The organism is Nocardia sp. NBC_00881, assembly GCF_045207455.1.
Lineage (GTDB): Bacteria > Actinomycetota > Actinomycetes > Mycobacteriales > Mycobacteriaceae > Nocardia.
The window spans coordinates 5,817,823-5,832,519 of the sequence record NZ_CP108798.1 but is presented as its reverse complement, the minus strand read 5'-3'; the positions used below and the strand labels follow the sequence as shown (position 1 = coordinate 5,832,519).

Below are 14,697 nucleotides of genomic sequence, written 5' to 3'. Positions count from 1 at the left end.
ATCCCAGCCGTAGCGGAGCAAACGCATGTTGCAGCATGTATCGGCGGCAAGAGGAATGAGTCACTGGCCTCGAGACAATCAGCGAGACAACCCCAACAGAATCAAGGCATCGGCACCCAGCCGTTGGCGCGAATCGAGTCGCCGTCGCCGAGCTCTCGGTCCGCGACGCCGGGGCCGACCCGGCCGTGGTGCTCGTTGAGGTCGCTGATCAGCTCGGACACCGGATGCGAGTCGCTGTAGTGGTAGCCCTGGGCGAGCGCGAAACCCAGCTCGGTCAGCACCGCGGCCTGGTATTCGGTCTCCACGCCCTCGGCGATCACCTGTAGGTCGAGCGCGCTGGACAGGGCAGCGATCACGCCGAGCAGTGGCGGCGCGGGCGAGTCCGAGCGGATCGCGGCGACGAAGGACTGGTCGACCTTGAGGATGTCGCTGGGCAGGGTCGCCAGCCTGCTCAGCGAGGAGTACCCGGTACCGAAGTCGTCGATGGCGATGCGCACGCCCCGCTCGCGCAAAGTATGCAGGTTGGCGATCGCGGTTTGAGATTCGGCGGCCAGCTCGCTCTCGGTTACCTCGAGCACCAGCTGATCGGCGGGCCAGCCGGTGCCGGCGAGGATGTTCGCCACCCGGTCGGCGTAATCGGACTCGGCCAACTCGAGCCCGCTGACGTTCACGTTCAGGGTCAGATCGAGCTGGGCGAAGGTCTCCTGCAGCCGCGCCGCGTCCGCGCATGCCCTGCGCAGCACCAGTTCGTCCAGGTCAGCGATAAGGTCATATTCCTCGGCGACCCGGATCAGACCCTCGGTGGTGACGTCCGGCTGCGCACTGGATGACCAGCGCAGCAGCGCCTCGACCCCGACCGCCTTGCCGCCGCCCTCGGTCAGGCTGACGATCGGCTGGTAGTGCACGTCGAGCGCGCCTTGGTCGATCGCCTCGCGCAGTTCCACCGCCAGCGGCAGCTGCCGGGAAGACTCCAGCACCGTCCGGTTGCGACCCGCCTGTTTGGCCCGGTACAGCCCCACATCCGCCCGGCTGACCAGCAGCGATCCGGACTCCCCCGGCTGCCAGGAGGTCACGCCCGCCGAACAGCCCGTGGTCACCGCCGCGCGGAGCTGTTCGGTGAGCAGGATCGCGGCTTGCTCGGTGGTGTTCGGTAGCAGCAGCGCGAACGCGTCGCCACCGTAGCGGGCCAGGCGCTGGCCCGGGGCGAGCAGTTTGGACCAGGTATCGCCGACCCGCTGCAGGACCGCGTCGCCCGCGCGATGACCGAGATGATCATTGATCTTCTGGAACCGGTCCAGGTCGACCAGCACGAGCGCCAGGCCGTGCCCGTTCCGGGTGGCCTGCTCGATCGCGGTGTTGAGTGCCCGATCGAAGCCTCGGCGGTTGAGCAGGCCGGTGAGCACGTCGATGTCGGCCTCCGACGCCATCCTGGTCAGCACGCCGACGACCACGCCGACGCCGACCGTCACCCCCGCTGGTATCAGGCCCGACCACCAGGGAAGCGCGGGCGTCACCGGCCGCGCCGGCAGCACCCACAGGCACAGGACGACCGCGAAAGCGATGTGCGAAGCCGCCTGGGACCAGGCGAAGAACAGCGCGGCGTCGCATGCGATGAACACATAGAACGCGGCGAGGCTGATCGCGCCCACCGTGTTCGGGAACGAATGCACCGCGATCGTCACCAGCACCGTCGCGATGGCGACGTAGACGTGGTGGATCGTATGGGGCAGCCGCGGCCCCCACGCGAGCAGCGTGAGACCGAGCACCAGCGCTACCGCTGCCGCCCCGCCTACCAGCGCCCGATTACCCTCGTCGCCAGGGGCGATCCCGGTGATCAGCAGACCCAGGATCCCACCCATGACATAGAACGCCCCGGTGGTCCGAGCCATGACCATAGCTGTCGCCAGCGCAGACGCGGCCCGTACCCGAGTCCGGGTATCGCCGCGAGACCCGATTCCTCGCACAGGGAATAGCCTAGACACAACGGATCTCGGCGGTTGCCACATCCCGGGAATACGGTGCGGCGAACCGTTGGCTATTCACTGGAAGATCATTGCTCGCGCCTAGTTCGGCGGTCGCAACACATCGGTGCCGACGAACGGAACCAACGCCGCGGGAACCCGCACCGAGCCGTCGGCTTGCTGATGATTCTCCAGAATCGCCACGATCCAGCGAGTGGTCGCCAATGTACCGTTCAAAGTAGCTGCGATCTGCGGCTTTCCGTTCTCGTCGCGGTAGCGGACGGCGAGGCGGCGGGCCTGGAAGGTGGTGCAGTTGGAGGTCGAGGTGAGTTCCCGATAGGTCTGCTGGGTGGGCACCCATGCCTCGCAGTCGAACTTGCGCGCGGCCGAGCTGCCCAGATCACCGGCGGCGACGTCGATCACCCGATAGGGCACCTCGACGGCCGTGAGCATGTCCCGCTCCCACTCGAGCAGACGCTGGTGCTCGGCGTCGGCCCGCTCCGGCGTGGTGAAGACGAACATCTCGACCTTGTCGAACTGGTGCACGCGGATGATGCCGCGGGTGTCCTTGCCGTAGCTGCCTGCCTCCCTGCGGAAGCATGACGACCAGCCCGCATACCGCTTGGCGCCGCCGCTCAAGTCGAGGATCTCGTCCGCGTGGTAGCCGGCCAGCGGCACCTCCGAGGTACCGACGAGGTAGAGGTCCTCGTCCTCGAGGTGGTACACCTCGGCCGAATGCTTGCCGAGGAACCCAGTGCCCGCCATGATCTCCGGACGAACCAGCACCGGCGGGATCATCATGGTGAAGCCGTTGGTCACGGCCTTCCGCGCGGCCAGCTGCAGCAGACCCAGTTGCAGCAGCGCACCGTAGCCGGTGAGGAAGTAGAACCGCGCGCCGGAGACCTTGGCGCCGCGCTCCATGTCGATCAGGCCGAGCGACTCGCCGAGCTCCAGATGGTCCTTCGGCTCGAAGTCGAACTCCCTTGGCGTACCGACCGTTTCGAGCACGACGTAGTCGTCCTCGCCGCCCGGGGGCGCGCCCTCCTGCACCACGTTCGAGATGGCGCGGTGCGCGGCGTTCAGGTCGGCGTTGGCGGCGTGCTGCGCGGCCTCGGCCTCCTTGACCTTGACCGACATCTCCTGCGCCTGCGCGAGCAGCCCGGAACGCTCCTCCTTGCTCGCCTTCCCGATCAGCTTGCCCATCGCCTTGTGCTCGGCGCGCAGGTTGTCCGCGGTGGCCACCGCGGCACGCCGCGCCGCGTCGGCCTCGAGCAGGGCGTCGACGAGGGCGGGGTCTTCGCCGCGGGTGCGCTGCGAGGCGCGGACCGCGTCGGGGTTGTCCCGCAGGAATCGGAGGTCGATCATGGGCCATCAGCCTAGTGGTCGCCGAGTTGCCGTTTCACGCCGATATCCCAGGATGGGAGCCAACGGCCCAGGATCGCGCGCATAGTTGGGTTGTGGGTACCCCTTTCGACGAGACAGCCATCGACAACGCGTTGGCCGACCTCTCCGCGGGCGAGAAGGCGTGGGCCGCGACCTCGCTGCGCCGTCGCCGCGAACTGCTCGACGAGATCCACGTCCGAACCGGCCGCTTCGCCGAGGACTGGGTACGTTCGGCACGCACCATCAAGGGACTGGACGAGGACTCGCCGCTGGTCGGCGAGGAGTGGATGTCCGGCCCGCTCACTCTGTTGCAGGCCACCACCGCGCTCTCGGCGACCCTCTCCGTGCTGGAGACCGGGAACAGCCCGCTGACCGGCATCACACTGCAGGAAGCGCCGGGTGGACGGGTCGCGGTGCCGATCCTGCCGCGGGGCCTATACGACCGGCTCCTGCTCAACGGCTTCCGCGGCGAGGTATGGCTGCGTCCCGGCGTCGACGCGGCGACCGCGTGCAAACGGGCCGGGCTCGCGCAGCTGGATCCCACCGCCACCGGCGGCATCGGCGCCGTCCTCGGCGCGGGCAACATCACCTCGATTCCGCCGCTCGACGCGCTCTATGAGTTGTACGCGCACAACCGGGTGGTCGCGCTGAAGCTGAACCCGATCACCGATCCGCTGTACACGGTGTTCGAAATGGTGTTCGCGCCGCTGCTCGAGCTGGGCGTGCTGCGGATTCTCACCGGAGGCGCGGCGGAGGGCAGCTACCTGGTACACCACGACGACGTCGCACACGTGCACATGACAGGGAGCGCGCACACGCACGACGCGATCGTGTGGGGACCGGGCCAGGAGGGGCTGGAGCGCAAGAAGGAGCACCGGCCGCTGCTGGACAAGCCGATCACCAGCGAGCTGGGCGGCGTCTCACCGACCATCGTAGTGCCCGGCGACTGGTCCGACGCCGACCTGCGCTACCAAGCGCAGCATGTAGCGACCCACCGGCTGCACAACAACGGCTACAACTGCGTCGCCGCGCAGGCGATCGTGCTCAGTGCGGACTGGGATCGCAAGGACAGGTTCCTCGCCGAGCTGCGCACCGCGATCGAGCGGGCGCCACAGCGCGCCGCGTACTACCCGGGCAGCGATGTGCGTGTCGCGGACGCGCTGGCGTCGTATCCGGATGCCAAGCGTTTCGGCCCCGGGGCAGGCCGGGTCCTGGTCGAGCAGCTGCCGCGCACCGACACGCCGCTGCTGCGCAACGAATACTTCTCTCCCGTGCTCGGCGTGGTCGAACTGCCTTACGCGGGCGGTGAGTTCCTGCACCGTGCGGTGGACTTCGCGAACACCGAGCTGACCGGAACGCTCGGCGCGAACATCATCGCCCATCCGGCGACCATCCGCAGGCTCGGCATCAGTTTCGACCGCGCGATCGAGCGGCTGCGCTACGGTGCGATCGCGGTGAACACCTGGACCGGGCTTGCCTTCCTCGCGCCGCGCGCGGCGTGGGGCGCCTTCCCCGGGCACACCCTGGACGACGTGCAGAGCGGAATCGGCGTGGTGCACAACGCTTTCCTCCTGGACGACGTGGAGCGCACGGTGGTGCGCGGTCCATTCCGGCCCGCGCCGCGCTCGCTGGTGCGCGGCGAGCCCAGCCTCTCGCCGAAGCCGCCGTGGTTCGTCGACAACGCCACCGCCGCGACGACCGGACGGAGGCTGACCGAGTTCTACGCGAGCTCCAACCCGGCCAGGCTGCCCGGGATCTTCCTGTCGGCGTTGCGCGGCTGACCCGACGCGCGGGCTCGTGTCGATCAGGCCAGGTCGTAGCACCAAGGCCCAGACACTGCCATGATGGATCGCGATGTCACCCGCACATGTGCCCCCGCAGAAGCTCAGGCGCGGCCCTTCGACGCGCGCCGAGGAGGTTCGCCGACTGTTCGATTCCGCGAAGGCCGCGGTGTCCGACGGCAACCTGCATCTGTCCGCGCCGACCCTGCGCTGGGGTCTGCTCGCGGTGGCTGTCGGCGCGGTGTTGGCTGCCCTGGTGACGCTGTTCGTGACCGGCTTCGACAACGGGAAGGGCCTGGAGGCACACAACCCGGGCTCGCCCGCGCAGACCGTGCTGGACAAGGAGTTCGGCACCGCCGCGACGGGTGACTGCCTGAGCTGGACCAGGAACGACCGATCCGACCTGGCCAAGGTGAACTGTTCGGGCAAGCACATGTTCGAGGTCGCGGCCGATATCGACATGAGCAGGTATCCGGGCAAGGAGTTCGGCCCCGGCTCACGGTTCCCGGACTCACTGCGGCTCACCGAGCTGAAGGAAGAGCACTGCGTTCCGGCTGTGCAGGAGTACATGTCGGGACACTTCGATCCGCGCGGCAAGTACATCGTGGGCCTGATGTACCCCAGCCCGGACGGCTGGCAGCACGGTGACCGCACGCTGCGCTGCGGACTGCAGGTAGCGGCCAGCGCGGGCACGCCACCCTCGGTCGGCCGCGCCGCCGAGCACGACCAGTCCAAGGTGTACGAGCCGGGCATGTGCCTCGGCATCAATCAGAACCTGCCGACCGATCCGGTGGATTGCGCGCAGCCACATGCCGTGGAGATCGTCTCCACCATCGACCTGGGCACGCGCTTCAACGGCGGACCACCGCCGAAGGAGGAGCAGGACAAGTTCGTCGAGGAGGAGTGCGCGCGGACCTCGACCGACTATCTCGGCGGCCCGGATGTGATCCGCAACAAGACGCTGACTCTGTTCTTCGACTACATCGACGCCCGCAGCTGGATGGCGGGCAGCCGCAAGCTGGATTGCATGCTCGGAAAGGGAGCCGACCGGGAAGGCTTCGCGCCGATTACCGGTTCGGCCAAGGGAGACATCCTGATCAATGGCCAGGCACCGGTGCCGCCGCCGAACAACGGGCGCTCGACCCCCGCACCGCTGCCCGGCGCAGCTCCGCTGCCGCCGCAGTCCCAGCCGAGGTAGACCGGCGCCGATGTCCGTCTCGATGTCCGCGGACCGGTTCGAGGAACTGGTCGGTGACGCGCTCGATCTCATCCCGCCTGAGCTGACCCGCGCGATCGACAACGTGGTCGTGCTGATCGAATCGCGCGATCCGGAGGATCCACACCTGCTCGGGCTCTATCACGGCATCGCGCTCACCGAACGCGACAGCCATTACGGCGGAGCGCTTCCGGACACCGTGACGATCTACCGCGCGGCCATTCTCGACATCTGCGCCGACGAGTCGGAGGTGGTGCAACAGGTGGCGATCACTGTGATCCATGAAATCGCACACTATTTCGGGATTGACGAAGACCGTCTGCATGAGCTGGGATGGGGCTAGTCTTGACCGAGCTGGATGGCGTACCCGGAACGATGGGTGTGTAATCAGCAGGGAGACTGGAAAGTAGGGGATTCGATGGAACCGATCGCGTTGCTGTCGCGTCCTATCACTCGTAGGGGGAATTCTCGTGGTTCCGCCCCATAACCACTAGAAGGAGTCGAGTCATGGTTGGACACGTACTGATCGCACCCGAAGCCATTCTCGCCGCCGCAGCCGAACTCGACCTCGTTGCCGAACGACTGGCCGCCGCAGCAGCGATAACCGCGCCCGCGACGCACGTGCTTCCCTCTGGCGCGGAGGAAGTCTCATTCCTCGGCGCCGGCCATTTCAACCAAGGGGCGATGTCCCACGATCGTGCGGTCGCGCAGGCAATTCTGGAATGCCACCACGCCGCGGCAACGCTGCGCATGCAGTTGGCCCAGCACATCGCCGGTGATGTGGTGCGCGCCACGGGCATCAACGCCATCCAGGTGTAGTTCCGACACCGAGACCCGTCAGCAACACCTAGTCAGGGGAGAAGACAACATGGTTGCAGGAGTCACCGGGGTGATCTGGGCCGCCCGGCCGTCGGAGATCAATTCGGCCACCCTTCACGCGGGCGCGCACGCGATTCCGATTTCGGCGGCCGCCACCGCCTGGGGCGGGCTCACCGCCGCCTGGGTCGACGCGACAACAACCGTCGCCAGGGTAATGGCCGAACTCGGCGTCGGTATGCAGGGCATCAACGGTATCGCCGTGCTGAGCAAGCTCACGGGTTTCCTCGGCTGGTCCGAACAGCAGGGCGTCCAAGCTGCCGCGATGGGTGCGAAGGCAGCGGGGAATGTCATCGCATATACCGTCGCCGCGTTGGCGATGCCGAGCCCGCCGGAGATCGCGGCCGTCAACACCGCCCTGGCGGCCTCCGCGAACCCGCCGGGGGTGTTGACCGGCGCCTTCGAGGCCGCGGAGGTCACCAGGAACCTCATGGACATCCGTGCCGCGCTGGTCATGGAGACCTACGAAGCCGCGACAAGCGCCATGCTCGCCACCCCCGCCGAGTTCCTGATGCCGCCGCCGATCGCCAGCGGCGCCGGAACGGCCAACCCTGGGCAGGCGGCAGACGCGGCGTTCGAGGTCCCGGCTGATCCGATTCAAACCGCCATCGCCGCCACACAGGCATTCCTGAGCAACCCCGGCGTGGCGAGCGCTGCCACGCAGGCCGCCCAGGCTGTCGGTTCGATCGCCACCACCGGTGTTTCGACCGTCGGAAATGTCGCGGGCAGTGCGATAGCGGCGGCCACCAACACCGCGCCCGCCATGTCCGGCATCGCTCCGATGGCCATGGGCGCCGGTGTGGCTACCGCCGGTAGCGCCGCCGCGACCCGCGCCGTATCGTTCTCCGGCACCGGGTCTCCGGCGGGGATGAACAACGGCTCCCTCGAGCTCCCGGAAGGCTGGGGCACGAACGGCACGATCGGCGGCGGCTCCCCCGCGCAGGAGACCGTCGCGGTCAACCGGGTCGACGCGGCGCCGGTCCGGCCGGCGAATACGGGCAACGGCAACCCCCTGCTGGGGAACCAGGCCCGCAGCGCCGAGGACGATGAGACCGAGCACGACGGCCCGGACTACCTTCGGTCGACCGAGCACTTCAACGACGGTCGGTTCGCCGCCGATGGGGTCATCGGCGGCGGTGACTTCAGCGGGACGGCTAAGTGACCGTACTCGGTGCGGGCCATGGCCCATCGACGCTCGAGGCGGTCGTCCTGTCCCTCGACGAGATGCAGTTTCTCCTGGAGAAGCTGGAGATCGAGGTCCCGGTCGTGTTGAACGCGAGGGGACGCTACGACAACGTGACCGATCACAAGGCGGCGATGGACGCGGCCGCCGAGTCCCTCGTCCAGCGGGAGCTGCTCATCGATGATGTGGTGCACCTCGATCTGGAGGATCGGCTGCGCGCATTGAACCGGCCGCACTGGATCATCGCGCTGCGGTTGATTGTCGATGGATACGTGAGCCGCTTCTGTCTGGCGAAGAGCGTCGACCTCTCGGTCGTCGCTCTTCGCGGGCAGGACTCCTACGTCATCGACGAGGCAGGGATCGATCTGCCTGGCACGGCGCTTGCTGCACTCGGCTACGCCGAACCGCTCGAGCTCTACGGCATGAACGCTCCGACCGATCAGCTCGCCACGATCTTCGGAGACACCGGGGACGCCGCGGCCACCGCGGAACGACTGACGAAGGTCGGCAACCCTGCGCATGATGCGAGGACGTTGGCCGCCGCCCTGGTCGAGATCCACTCGTATGCCGAGATAGTCGGCGTGGTGTACGGCGACGGCACCCGGGACGTAACCGATAACCACATCGCCGTGTTCAACACGCGCGCAGGACGATTCATCGCGACCGCGAGCAGGTCCGACGACGGCGTCAAATGGACCTCACTCAGCAGCGGAACCACCGCACGACTGCGCACGGCGCTGCAGGATCTGATCAACTCGCTGCCGGAACGCGAAGACTTCCCGAAGAACCCGAAGCTTTCCTGAACGCGCCGTGCCTTAACCCATCGGGTCGTCGGAAGTCGGCGCGACGTCGTAACCGAACGGTGGCGTGAAGCGGCCCCAGCGAATGCACTCCCACCCACCGTCGGGCATCGAGACCAGCTCGATGGTTTCGGTGTTGTCCAGGTGGTTGTTCGTCGTGAACGGTGGTTGCACACCGGCGAGTGTGCGGCCGACGAGTCGCATAGCGGCGCCGTGGCTGACCAGCAGCACATCGCCATCGCCCGATTCGGGCGTCAGATAGGTCTCCCGTAACTGCACGATCGCGGGCAGAAAGCGGTCCAGGACATCCTGGCCCGATTCCCCTCCCGGCACCCGTTGGGTGAGATCGCCGTCGTGCCAGGCACCGTAAATCCGCTGAAAGGTCCGGTGCGCCTCTTCGCTGTGCTGTCCTTCCAGGTCACCGGCCTGCACCTCGTGCAGACCGTCGAGCACGGTGGCGGGCACACCGGTCGCCGCCTCGATGTAGTTCGCCGTCTGCCGTGCACGCAGCGCTGCCGAGCTGAACAGAACTTTCGGCGGATCGAGCAGCCCCTCGCCGAACGTCTTCGCCTGTGCGGCACCACGTTCGGTGAGCGGCAATCCTGGCACCCTGGTGTCGAGCAGCTTGGCGACATTCCCTTCGGTCTCTCCGTGCCGGACCAGGATCAACCTTCCGCTCATAGGTCCGCCACCCCCTTTCTCAGCTGAATCAACCACTCCGCCGCCGCTTCGTCCGATGGCGGCGGCGTGCCGGTCGTCGAGGTCGCCGCCCAGGATCCGAGGAACCGGATCGGTGCGGTGCGGTGCAATGCCTTGAGCGCCTCGGCCACCGCCGTGTCGTCGATATGCCCGACGCAGTCGAGATAGAAACGGTAGGTGCCCATGCCGGTTCGGGTCGGACGTGACTCGATTCTGGTCAGATCAATACCGCGCGTGGCGAACTCGGCGAATGCGCGCATCAGCGAACCGGGCTCGTTCGGCAGGTCGAGCACGATCGAGGTGCGGTCCGTTCCGGTGGGGGGCGGCGCCACCCTGGGTCGGGTGCACAGCACGAAACGTGTGATCGCCTGCTCGTGGTCGGCGACACCGGAGGCCAGCGCGACCAGCCCGAGTCGTTTCCCCGCCAACGCCGTCGAGACGGCGGCATCCGCATTGCCCGCCACTACGTCTTCCGCGGCCGCCGCATTGGACGCCGACGTGTACAACCGGGCGTGCGGCAGGTGCCGTGCAACCCACAGCCGCACCTGGGCGGCGGCCACGGGATACGCGGCGAGCGTACGCACGTCCTGTGTGGTCGTCCCCGGTTTGCCGAGAATCGTGAAGCTCACCTCGAGCTCGGTTTCGGCGACGATCTGCAGGCGCGAGCCTATCGCCAGAGAGTCGAGCGTTGCCGAGATCGAGCCCTCGACCGAGCTCTCGATCGGCACCACCGCCCCCTCGACGTCGCCGGAGCGGATCAGGTCCAGCGCGGCCCCCTGGCTGGGGGCGGCGACCCGCTCGACGGGCCCGTCGAAGGCCCCCGAGGATTCGAGTTCGGCGAGGGCCATCTCGGTGAAGGTTCCGGACGGCCCGAAGTACGCGATTCGCGGCACGGTTACGACAGTACTTGCGTGTTCGCCCGACCCTCCGCGGATTTCGCCGAGCATGCCACACGCGACAGATATACAGCGACCCGTGAGTGTGCGCTCAGCTGCCGGTCAGCACGCTCAACGCGCTGGTGACCTGGTCGGCGGCCTCGGTTTCGATGGCGAGCAGGACCGATCGGATGGCCTCGACCGCGGGCGGTTTCAGCGCGGTGAGGAATGCGACATCGGGGTTGCTCAGTGCGACGCGGATGTCGTCACCGCACAGCGCTGCGGCCGTCGCGGCGACAATGGCCAGCGCTCGTTCGCCGGACGAAGTGCGTGCCACGAAGCCGCCGTCGGCGTGCGCCACGCCCGCGAGAAAGTCGGCGATCTCAGCGTCCGGCGCATCCAGTCCGAGGATTGGCGCGGTCGCGCCTGCGCCGACACCGCACACCAAATCGTCGACCAGGCTGCGTCGCGCGGGCGCCGACAACCTCACCAGCACCGGTTCCCCCGCAGCTTCCGTCCGCTCTGCCACGTCCTCACCGTAACAACCCGTCGAGGCGGCTCGAACGCAGGAATTCGCGGCGCTCCGGTAACTCGCTTCGATCGGGTCGATCGGGACGCTTGCGAAATACCACCCCATCAACTTAGCTTAGGGTAACCTAATCATCGTACGGCTCGACTACCGGAGGTTTGTATGCCGCGTCCCACCCCGACGACCGTCGCACCTTCTACCGCCGAGCGGGTACGCAGCGCATGTGCGCATGCCCAGCATGCGGTGTTGGCTATGCCGGGCATCGACACGACGCCGATCTCCGTGCACCACGTGCGCCAGTGCGGTGACGCCGTGATCGCGGTGCCGACCGCCTCGGTCGCGGCGGTCCTGGCGGGCAATTCGGGCGACAGCGGAGCGCCCGCGGTGCTAGAGCTGACCGATCACGCACCGCTGCCGCTACGCGAACCGGTACGGGCATTGGTCTGGTTGCGCGGCTGGGTACGCGCGGTGCCCGCGCAGGCGCAACGCGCCTTGGCCGGCGAAGTGGCCAAGGAGAACCCGCATCCCGGCCTGCTCGACATCGGCCACGGCGCAACCCTGCTGCGGCTGGTGATCGGCTCCGCCGTGGTGGCCGACTCGACCGGTGCGGAATCGGTGAGCAGCGACGAGCTCCGCCTTGCCCAACCGGATCCGTTCTCCGCCATGGAATCCGCCTGGCTGCAGCACATGGACACCGACCACGCCGACGTCGTCGCCCAACTGGCCCGGCACCTGCCGCCCAGCCTCCAGCGCGGCATCGTGCACCCGCTGGCCATCGACCGCTACGGCCTCACCCTGCGCGTCGAAGGATTCGACGGCGACCACGACTTCCGACTGCCGTTCAGCGCACCGGCCGACGACATCGAGGCGCTCGGTCGCGCCGTACGGACCTTGGCCGGCTGCCCGTTCCTCAACGGCCTGCGCCGCATCTGACTCTTGTTCACAGAGCCGTCCGCAACCAACCTCCCGGCCGCTGCCGCGGTTCGTCGACCACGAATCCGGGTTCGCGGGCGCATCGATCCCGATCCGAGTAATTCCGACGCTGACGCGCCGCTCACCCCACGGTCCGCGCGCAATAGATTCGACCCATGCGTGCGACGTCCGGTGCCGAGTGGGACGAGACCGAGCCGACGGATCGGGAGCGGCTCGGGATCAAACTCGAGATCCTCCTAGTGCTGCTGGTCACATTCGGCCTGAGCGGGCTGAACGCGGCTCTCTCGCTGGTGGACAGTGCGCTCGCGCCAGGCGGCGTCCGCGGACGGACCGTCGCGCTGAATCCGTCGCGATCCACCCAGTCCACCATCGATCTGCTCTTCCAGCTGCTCAGCGTGCTGCGCCTGGCGGGGTGGGCGGCGCTCGGCCTGTATCTGCTGTGGCGCGGCGGCATGGGGCCGCGGATGATCGGCCTGGCGAACCGGATCCGGTGGCGCACGGACGTGCTGCCCGGCATGGTGCTCGCCGCGATCATCGGGTTGCCAGGGCTCGCGCTGTATCTCGTCGCGCATGCCTTGGGCTTCAGCGTGACCATCGTGCCCGCCTCGCTCGACGACTACTGGTGGCGTTTGCCCGCGCTGATCCTGTCGGCCTGTGCAAACTCGGTCGCCGAGGAGGTCGTCGTGGTGGCGTTTCTGATCACCCGGCTGCGCAGGCTCGGCTGGTCGGCAAACTCCGCGTTGCTGGCCTCGGCCCTGCTGCGTGGCAGCTACCACCTGTATCAGGGTCTGGGCGGCGGGCTCGGAAACGTGGCGATGGGATTTATCTTCGGGCGTTACTGGCAGCGCACGAACCGGCTGTGGCCGCTGGTGCTCGCGCACGCGACCATCGACACGATCGCCTACCTCGGCTATACGGTTCTGCGCAGCCATGTTTCGTGGCTTCCGTGACGCAACTGTTCCCTTTGTCGCGCTAACGGCTGGGTTTCCCTCGCGAATTACGGAAGACAGCCTCCACTTCGGGGCCGACACGCGCGGCACCCGAAGCCCTCCCGATAAGTAGAGTCTCAGTGATGAACGGCGACGACCCCCAGCGCAACGCGCGGATGCGCCGGGTGCCGCCGCCCGGCCGTCCCGGCGATCCCCCGATGCGGCGCGGCGCGCCGGCGGCGGGGGACCCGCAACCACCGCGCATCGAGCCCACCCAGGTGCTGCGCCGCGACGGCGCCCCGGGTCCGTACCCGCCGCCGCTCGCCTATTCGCAGGTCACGCCGGAGCCGGTCCCGCCGCGAATGCCGCCGCCACGCAAACCCCCGCAGGCACGCACGCATGCGCCGACCCAGCGTCCCGTCCCGCACCACGAAGGCCCACCGCACGCCCCCACCCAGCGCCCGGCCCGGTACGGCGCAGGACCGCCGCACGCACCGACACGGCAGCCGCGGCCGTACCGCGAAGGTCCGCCGCCACCACCTCCGCCACCACGCGGGCAGCGACCGCCGAGAGCGCCGCGACCACGCCGCAAGCGCCACCCCTTCCGCTGGTTCCTGGCGTTGCTGCTAGTGCTGGTGCTCGCCGCGGTAGGAGCCGTCGTCCAGCTGGACCGCTCGCTGAACCGGATCCCCGCCTTGGCGAACTACGCCGACCGGGTCGGCAACACACCCGGCACGAACTGGCTGCTGGTCGGCTCCGACGGACGCGGCGGCCTGAGCCCCGAGCAGGAGCAGGAGCTCGCCACCGGCGGCGAAGTCGGGCCAGAGCGCACCGACACGATCATGTTGGTGCATGTTTCCGAATCGGGTAAGACCACCCTGATCAGCCTGCCGCGCGACTCCTACGTGAGCATCCCCGGCCAGGGCAAGGACAAGCTCAACGCCGCGTTCGCGCTCGGCGGCCCGGCGCTGCTCGTGCAGACCGTGGAGATCGCCACCGGCGTGCGCGTCGACCATTACGCGCAGATCGGCTTCGGCGGCTTCGCCAGCGTGGTCGACGCGCTCGGTGGCATCGACGTGTGCGTCCCGAAGCCCATCGACGACCCGCTCGCGGGCATCGATCTGCAAGCGGGCTGCCAGCGGCTGAACGGACCCCAGGCGCTGGGCTTTGTGCGCAGCCGCGCCACCGCCCTCGCCGACCTGGACCGGATGAACAACCAGCGGATCTTCATGGCCGCCCTCCTGAAGAAGGCGACCAGCGGTGCCACCCTGGCCAACCCGTTCAAGCTCTGGCCGCTGGCCACCGATACCGCAAAGTCGCTGAAGGTCGACAACGGCGACCACATCTGGGACCTGGCGAGGCTCGGCTGGGCACTGAAGGGCGAAACGGTCGCGACGGCGGTGCCGGTCGGCGGATTCGCCGACACCGATAGCGGCAACGTGCTGCTGTGGGACAAGGACAAGGCGAGTCGGTTCTTCAACGCGCTCGCCAAGGACCAAGCCGTACCGGAGGATCTGCTGACGAGGTAGCGT

14 protein-coding genes are annotated in these 14,697 nt (G+C 68.1%); 9 read left to right on the top strand and 5 right to left on the bottom strand.

Going from position 1 to position 14,697, the window contains the following annotated elements; genetic code table 11:
• Window positions 1–101: 101 nt before the first annotated feature.
• Together OH799_RS24980 and serS are read right to left on the bottom strand one after the other, a co-directional pair.
• On the bottom strand, window positions 102–1,889 hold the full coding sequence (locus OH799_RS24980) for a putative bifunctional diguanylate cyclase/phosphodiesterase (protein ID WP_406268647.1): 1,788 nt from the start codon (window positions 1,887–1,889) through the stop codon (window positions 102–104).
• A 174-nt stretch (window positions 1,890–2,063) separates the two neighbouring features.
• Window positions 2,064–3,326 carry a serine--tRNA ligase gene (gene serS / locus OH799_RS24975; protein WP_406268644.1) on the bottom strand — a complete coding sequence of 421 codons (1,263 nt, stop codon included), beginning with the start codon at window positions 3,324–3,326 and terminating at the stop codon, window positions 2,064–2,066.
• 92 nt (window positions 3,327–3,418) lie between these two features.
• Here serS and OH799_RS24970 point away from each other — a divergent pair, with 92 nt between their 5' ends.
• The 6 genes from OH799_RS24970 (at window position 3,419) to OH799_RS24945 (ending at window position 9,203) form a co-directional block, all read left to right on the top strand.
• A complete protein-coding gene (locus tag OH799_RS24970) occupies window positions 3,419–5,125 on the top strand; it encodes an aldehyde dehydrogenase family protein (protein ID WP_406268642.1) in 1,707 nt (568 codons plus the stop codon).
• A gap of 73 nt (window positions 5,126–5,198) precedes the next feature.
• A complete protein-coding gene (locus tag OH799_RS24965) occupies window positions 5,199–6,323 on the top strand; it encodes a septum formation family protein (protein ID WP_406268639.1) in 1,125 nt (374 codons plus the stop codon).
• Window positions 6,324–6,333: 10 nt separating this feature from the next.
• Window positions 6,334–6,684, top strand: a complete 351-nt coding sequence (locus tag OH799_RS24960; protein WP_357258402.1) for a metallopeptidase family protein — start codon at window positions 6,334–6,336, stop codon at window positions 6,682–6,684.
• A 164-nt stretch (window positions 6,685–6,848) separates the two neighbouring features.
• A complete protein-coding gene (locus OH799_RS24955; RefSeq protein WP_327111376.1) occupies window positions 6,849–7,160 on the top strand; it encodes a PE domain-containing protein in 312 nt (103 codons plus the stop codon).
• 49 nt (window positions 7,161–7,209) lie between these two features.
• Window positions 7,210–8,379 carry a PPE family protein gene (locus tag OH799_RS24950; protein WP_406268636.1) on the top strand — a complete coding sequence of 390 codons (1,170 nt, stop codon included), beginning with the start codon at window positions 7,210–7,212 and terminating at the stop codon, window positions 8,377–8,379.
• Window positions 8,376–9,203 (top strand): ESX secretion-associated protein EspG, encoded by an 828-nt coding sequence (locus OH799_RS24945; RefSeq protein WP_406268633.1) that lies wholly within the window; start codon window positions 8,376–8,378, stop codon window positions 9,201–9,203. The genes OH799_RS24950 and OH799_RS24945 overlap by 4 nt, the downstream gene beginning before the upstream one ends.
• 12 nt (window positions 9,204–9,215) lie before the next feature.
• On the opposite strand, the gene OH799_RS24940 is transcribed toward OH799_RS24945, so the two are convergent.
• The 3 genes from OH799_RS24940 to OH799_RS24930 form a co-directional block, all read right to left on the bottom strand.
• On the bottom strand, window positions 9,216–9,881 hold the full coding sequence (locus tag OH799_RS24940) for a histidine phosphatase family protein (protein WP_406268631.1): 666 nt from the start codon (window positions 9,879–9,881) through the stop codon (window positions 9,216–9,218).
• Window positions 9,878–10,792, bottom strand: coding sequence for a prephenate dehydratase (pheA, locus tag OH799_RS24935; protein WP_406268628.1), 915 nt, complete (start codon window positions 10,790–10,792; stop codon window positions 9,878–9,880). The genes OH799_RS24940 and pheA overlap by 4 nt, the downstream gene beginning before the upstream one ends.
• A gap of 94 nt (window positions 10,793–10,886) precedes the next feature.
• Window positions 10,887–11,303: a hypothetical protein gene (locus OH799_RS24930; protein WP_406268625.1), complete on the bottom strand. Its 417-nt coding sequence runs from the start codon at window positions 11,301–11,303 to the stop codon at window positions 10,887–10,889.
• A gap of 162 nt (window positions 11,304–11,465) precedes the next feature.
• On the opposite strand from OH799_RS24930, the gene OH799_RS24925 reads away from it, so the two are divergent.
• The 3 genes from OH799_RS24925 (at window position 11,466) to OH799_RS24915 (ending at window position 14,694) form a co-directional block, all read left to right on the top strand.
• Complete coding sequence (locus OH799_RS24925) at window positions 11,466–12,236, top strand: DUF2470 domain-containing protein (protein WP_406268622.1); 771 nt, start codon at window positions 11,466–11,468, stop codon at window positions 12,234–12,236.
• Window positions 12,237–12,391: 155 nt separating this feature from the next.
• On the top strand, window positions 12,392–13,186 hold the full coding sequence (locus tag OH799_RS24920; protein WP_406268619.1) for a CPBP family intramembrane glutamic endopeptidase: 795 nt from the start codon (window positions 12,392–12,394) through the stop codon (window positions 13,184–13,186).
• A gap of 122 nt (window positions 13,187–13,308) precedes the next feature.
• On the top strand, window positions 13,309–14,694 hold the full coding sequence (locus tag OH799_RS24915) for an LCP family protein (RefSeq protein ID WP_406268617.1): 1,386 nt from the start codon (window positions 13,309–13,311) through the stop codon (window positions 14,692–14,694).
• The last annotated feature ends 3 nt before the right edge of the window (window positions 14,695–14,697 follow it).

Excerpts from the sequence above, each read along its gene's own strand:
- OH799_RS24980 (WP_406268647.1), bottom strand. The coding sequence starts at position 1,889 with ATGGCTCGGACCACCGGGGCGTTCTATGTCATGGGTGGGATCCTGGGT.
- serS (WP_406268644.1), bottom strand. The coding sequence starts at position 3,326 with ATGATCGACCTCCGATTCCTGCGGGACAACCCCGACGCGGTCCGCGCC.
- OH799_RS24965 (WP_406268639.1), top strand. The coding sequence starts at position 5,199 with ATGTCACCCGCACATGTGCCCCCGCAGAAGCTCAGGCGCGGCCCTTCG.
- OH799_RS24960 (WP_357258402.1), top strand. The coding sequence starts at position 6,334 with ATGTCCGTCTCGATGTCCGCGGACCGGTTCGAGGAACTGGTCGGTGAC.
- OH799_RS24955 (WP_327111376.1), top strand. The coding sequence starts at position 6,849 with ATGGTTGGACACGTACTGATCGCACCCGAAGCCATTCTCGCCGCCGCA.
- OH799_RS24950 (WP_406268636.1), top strand. The coding sequence starts at position 7,210 with ATGGTTGCAGGAGTCACCGGGGTGATCTGGGCCGCCCGGCCGTCGGAG.
- OH799_RS24940 (WP_406268631.1), bottom strand. The coding sequence starts at position 9,881 with ATGAGCGGAAGGTTGATCCTGGTCCGGCACGGAGAGACCGAAGGGAAT.
- OH799_RS24925 (WP_406268622.1), top strand. The coding sequence starts at position 11,466 with ATGCCGCGTCCCACCCCGACGACCGTCGCACCTTCTACCGCCGAGCGG.
- OH799_RS24920 (WP_406268619.1), top strand. The coding sequence starts at position 12,392 with ATGCGTGCGACGTCCGGTGCCGAGTGGGACGAGACCGAGCCGACGGAT.
- OH799_RS24915 (WP_406268617.1), top strand. The coding sequence starts at position 13,309 with ATGAACGGCGACGACCCCCAGCGCAACGCGCGGATGCGCCGGGTGCCG.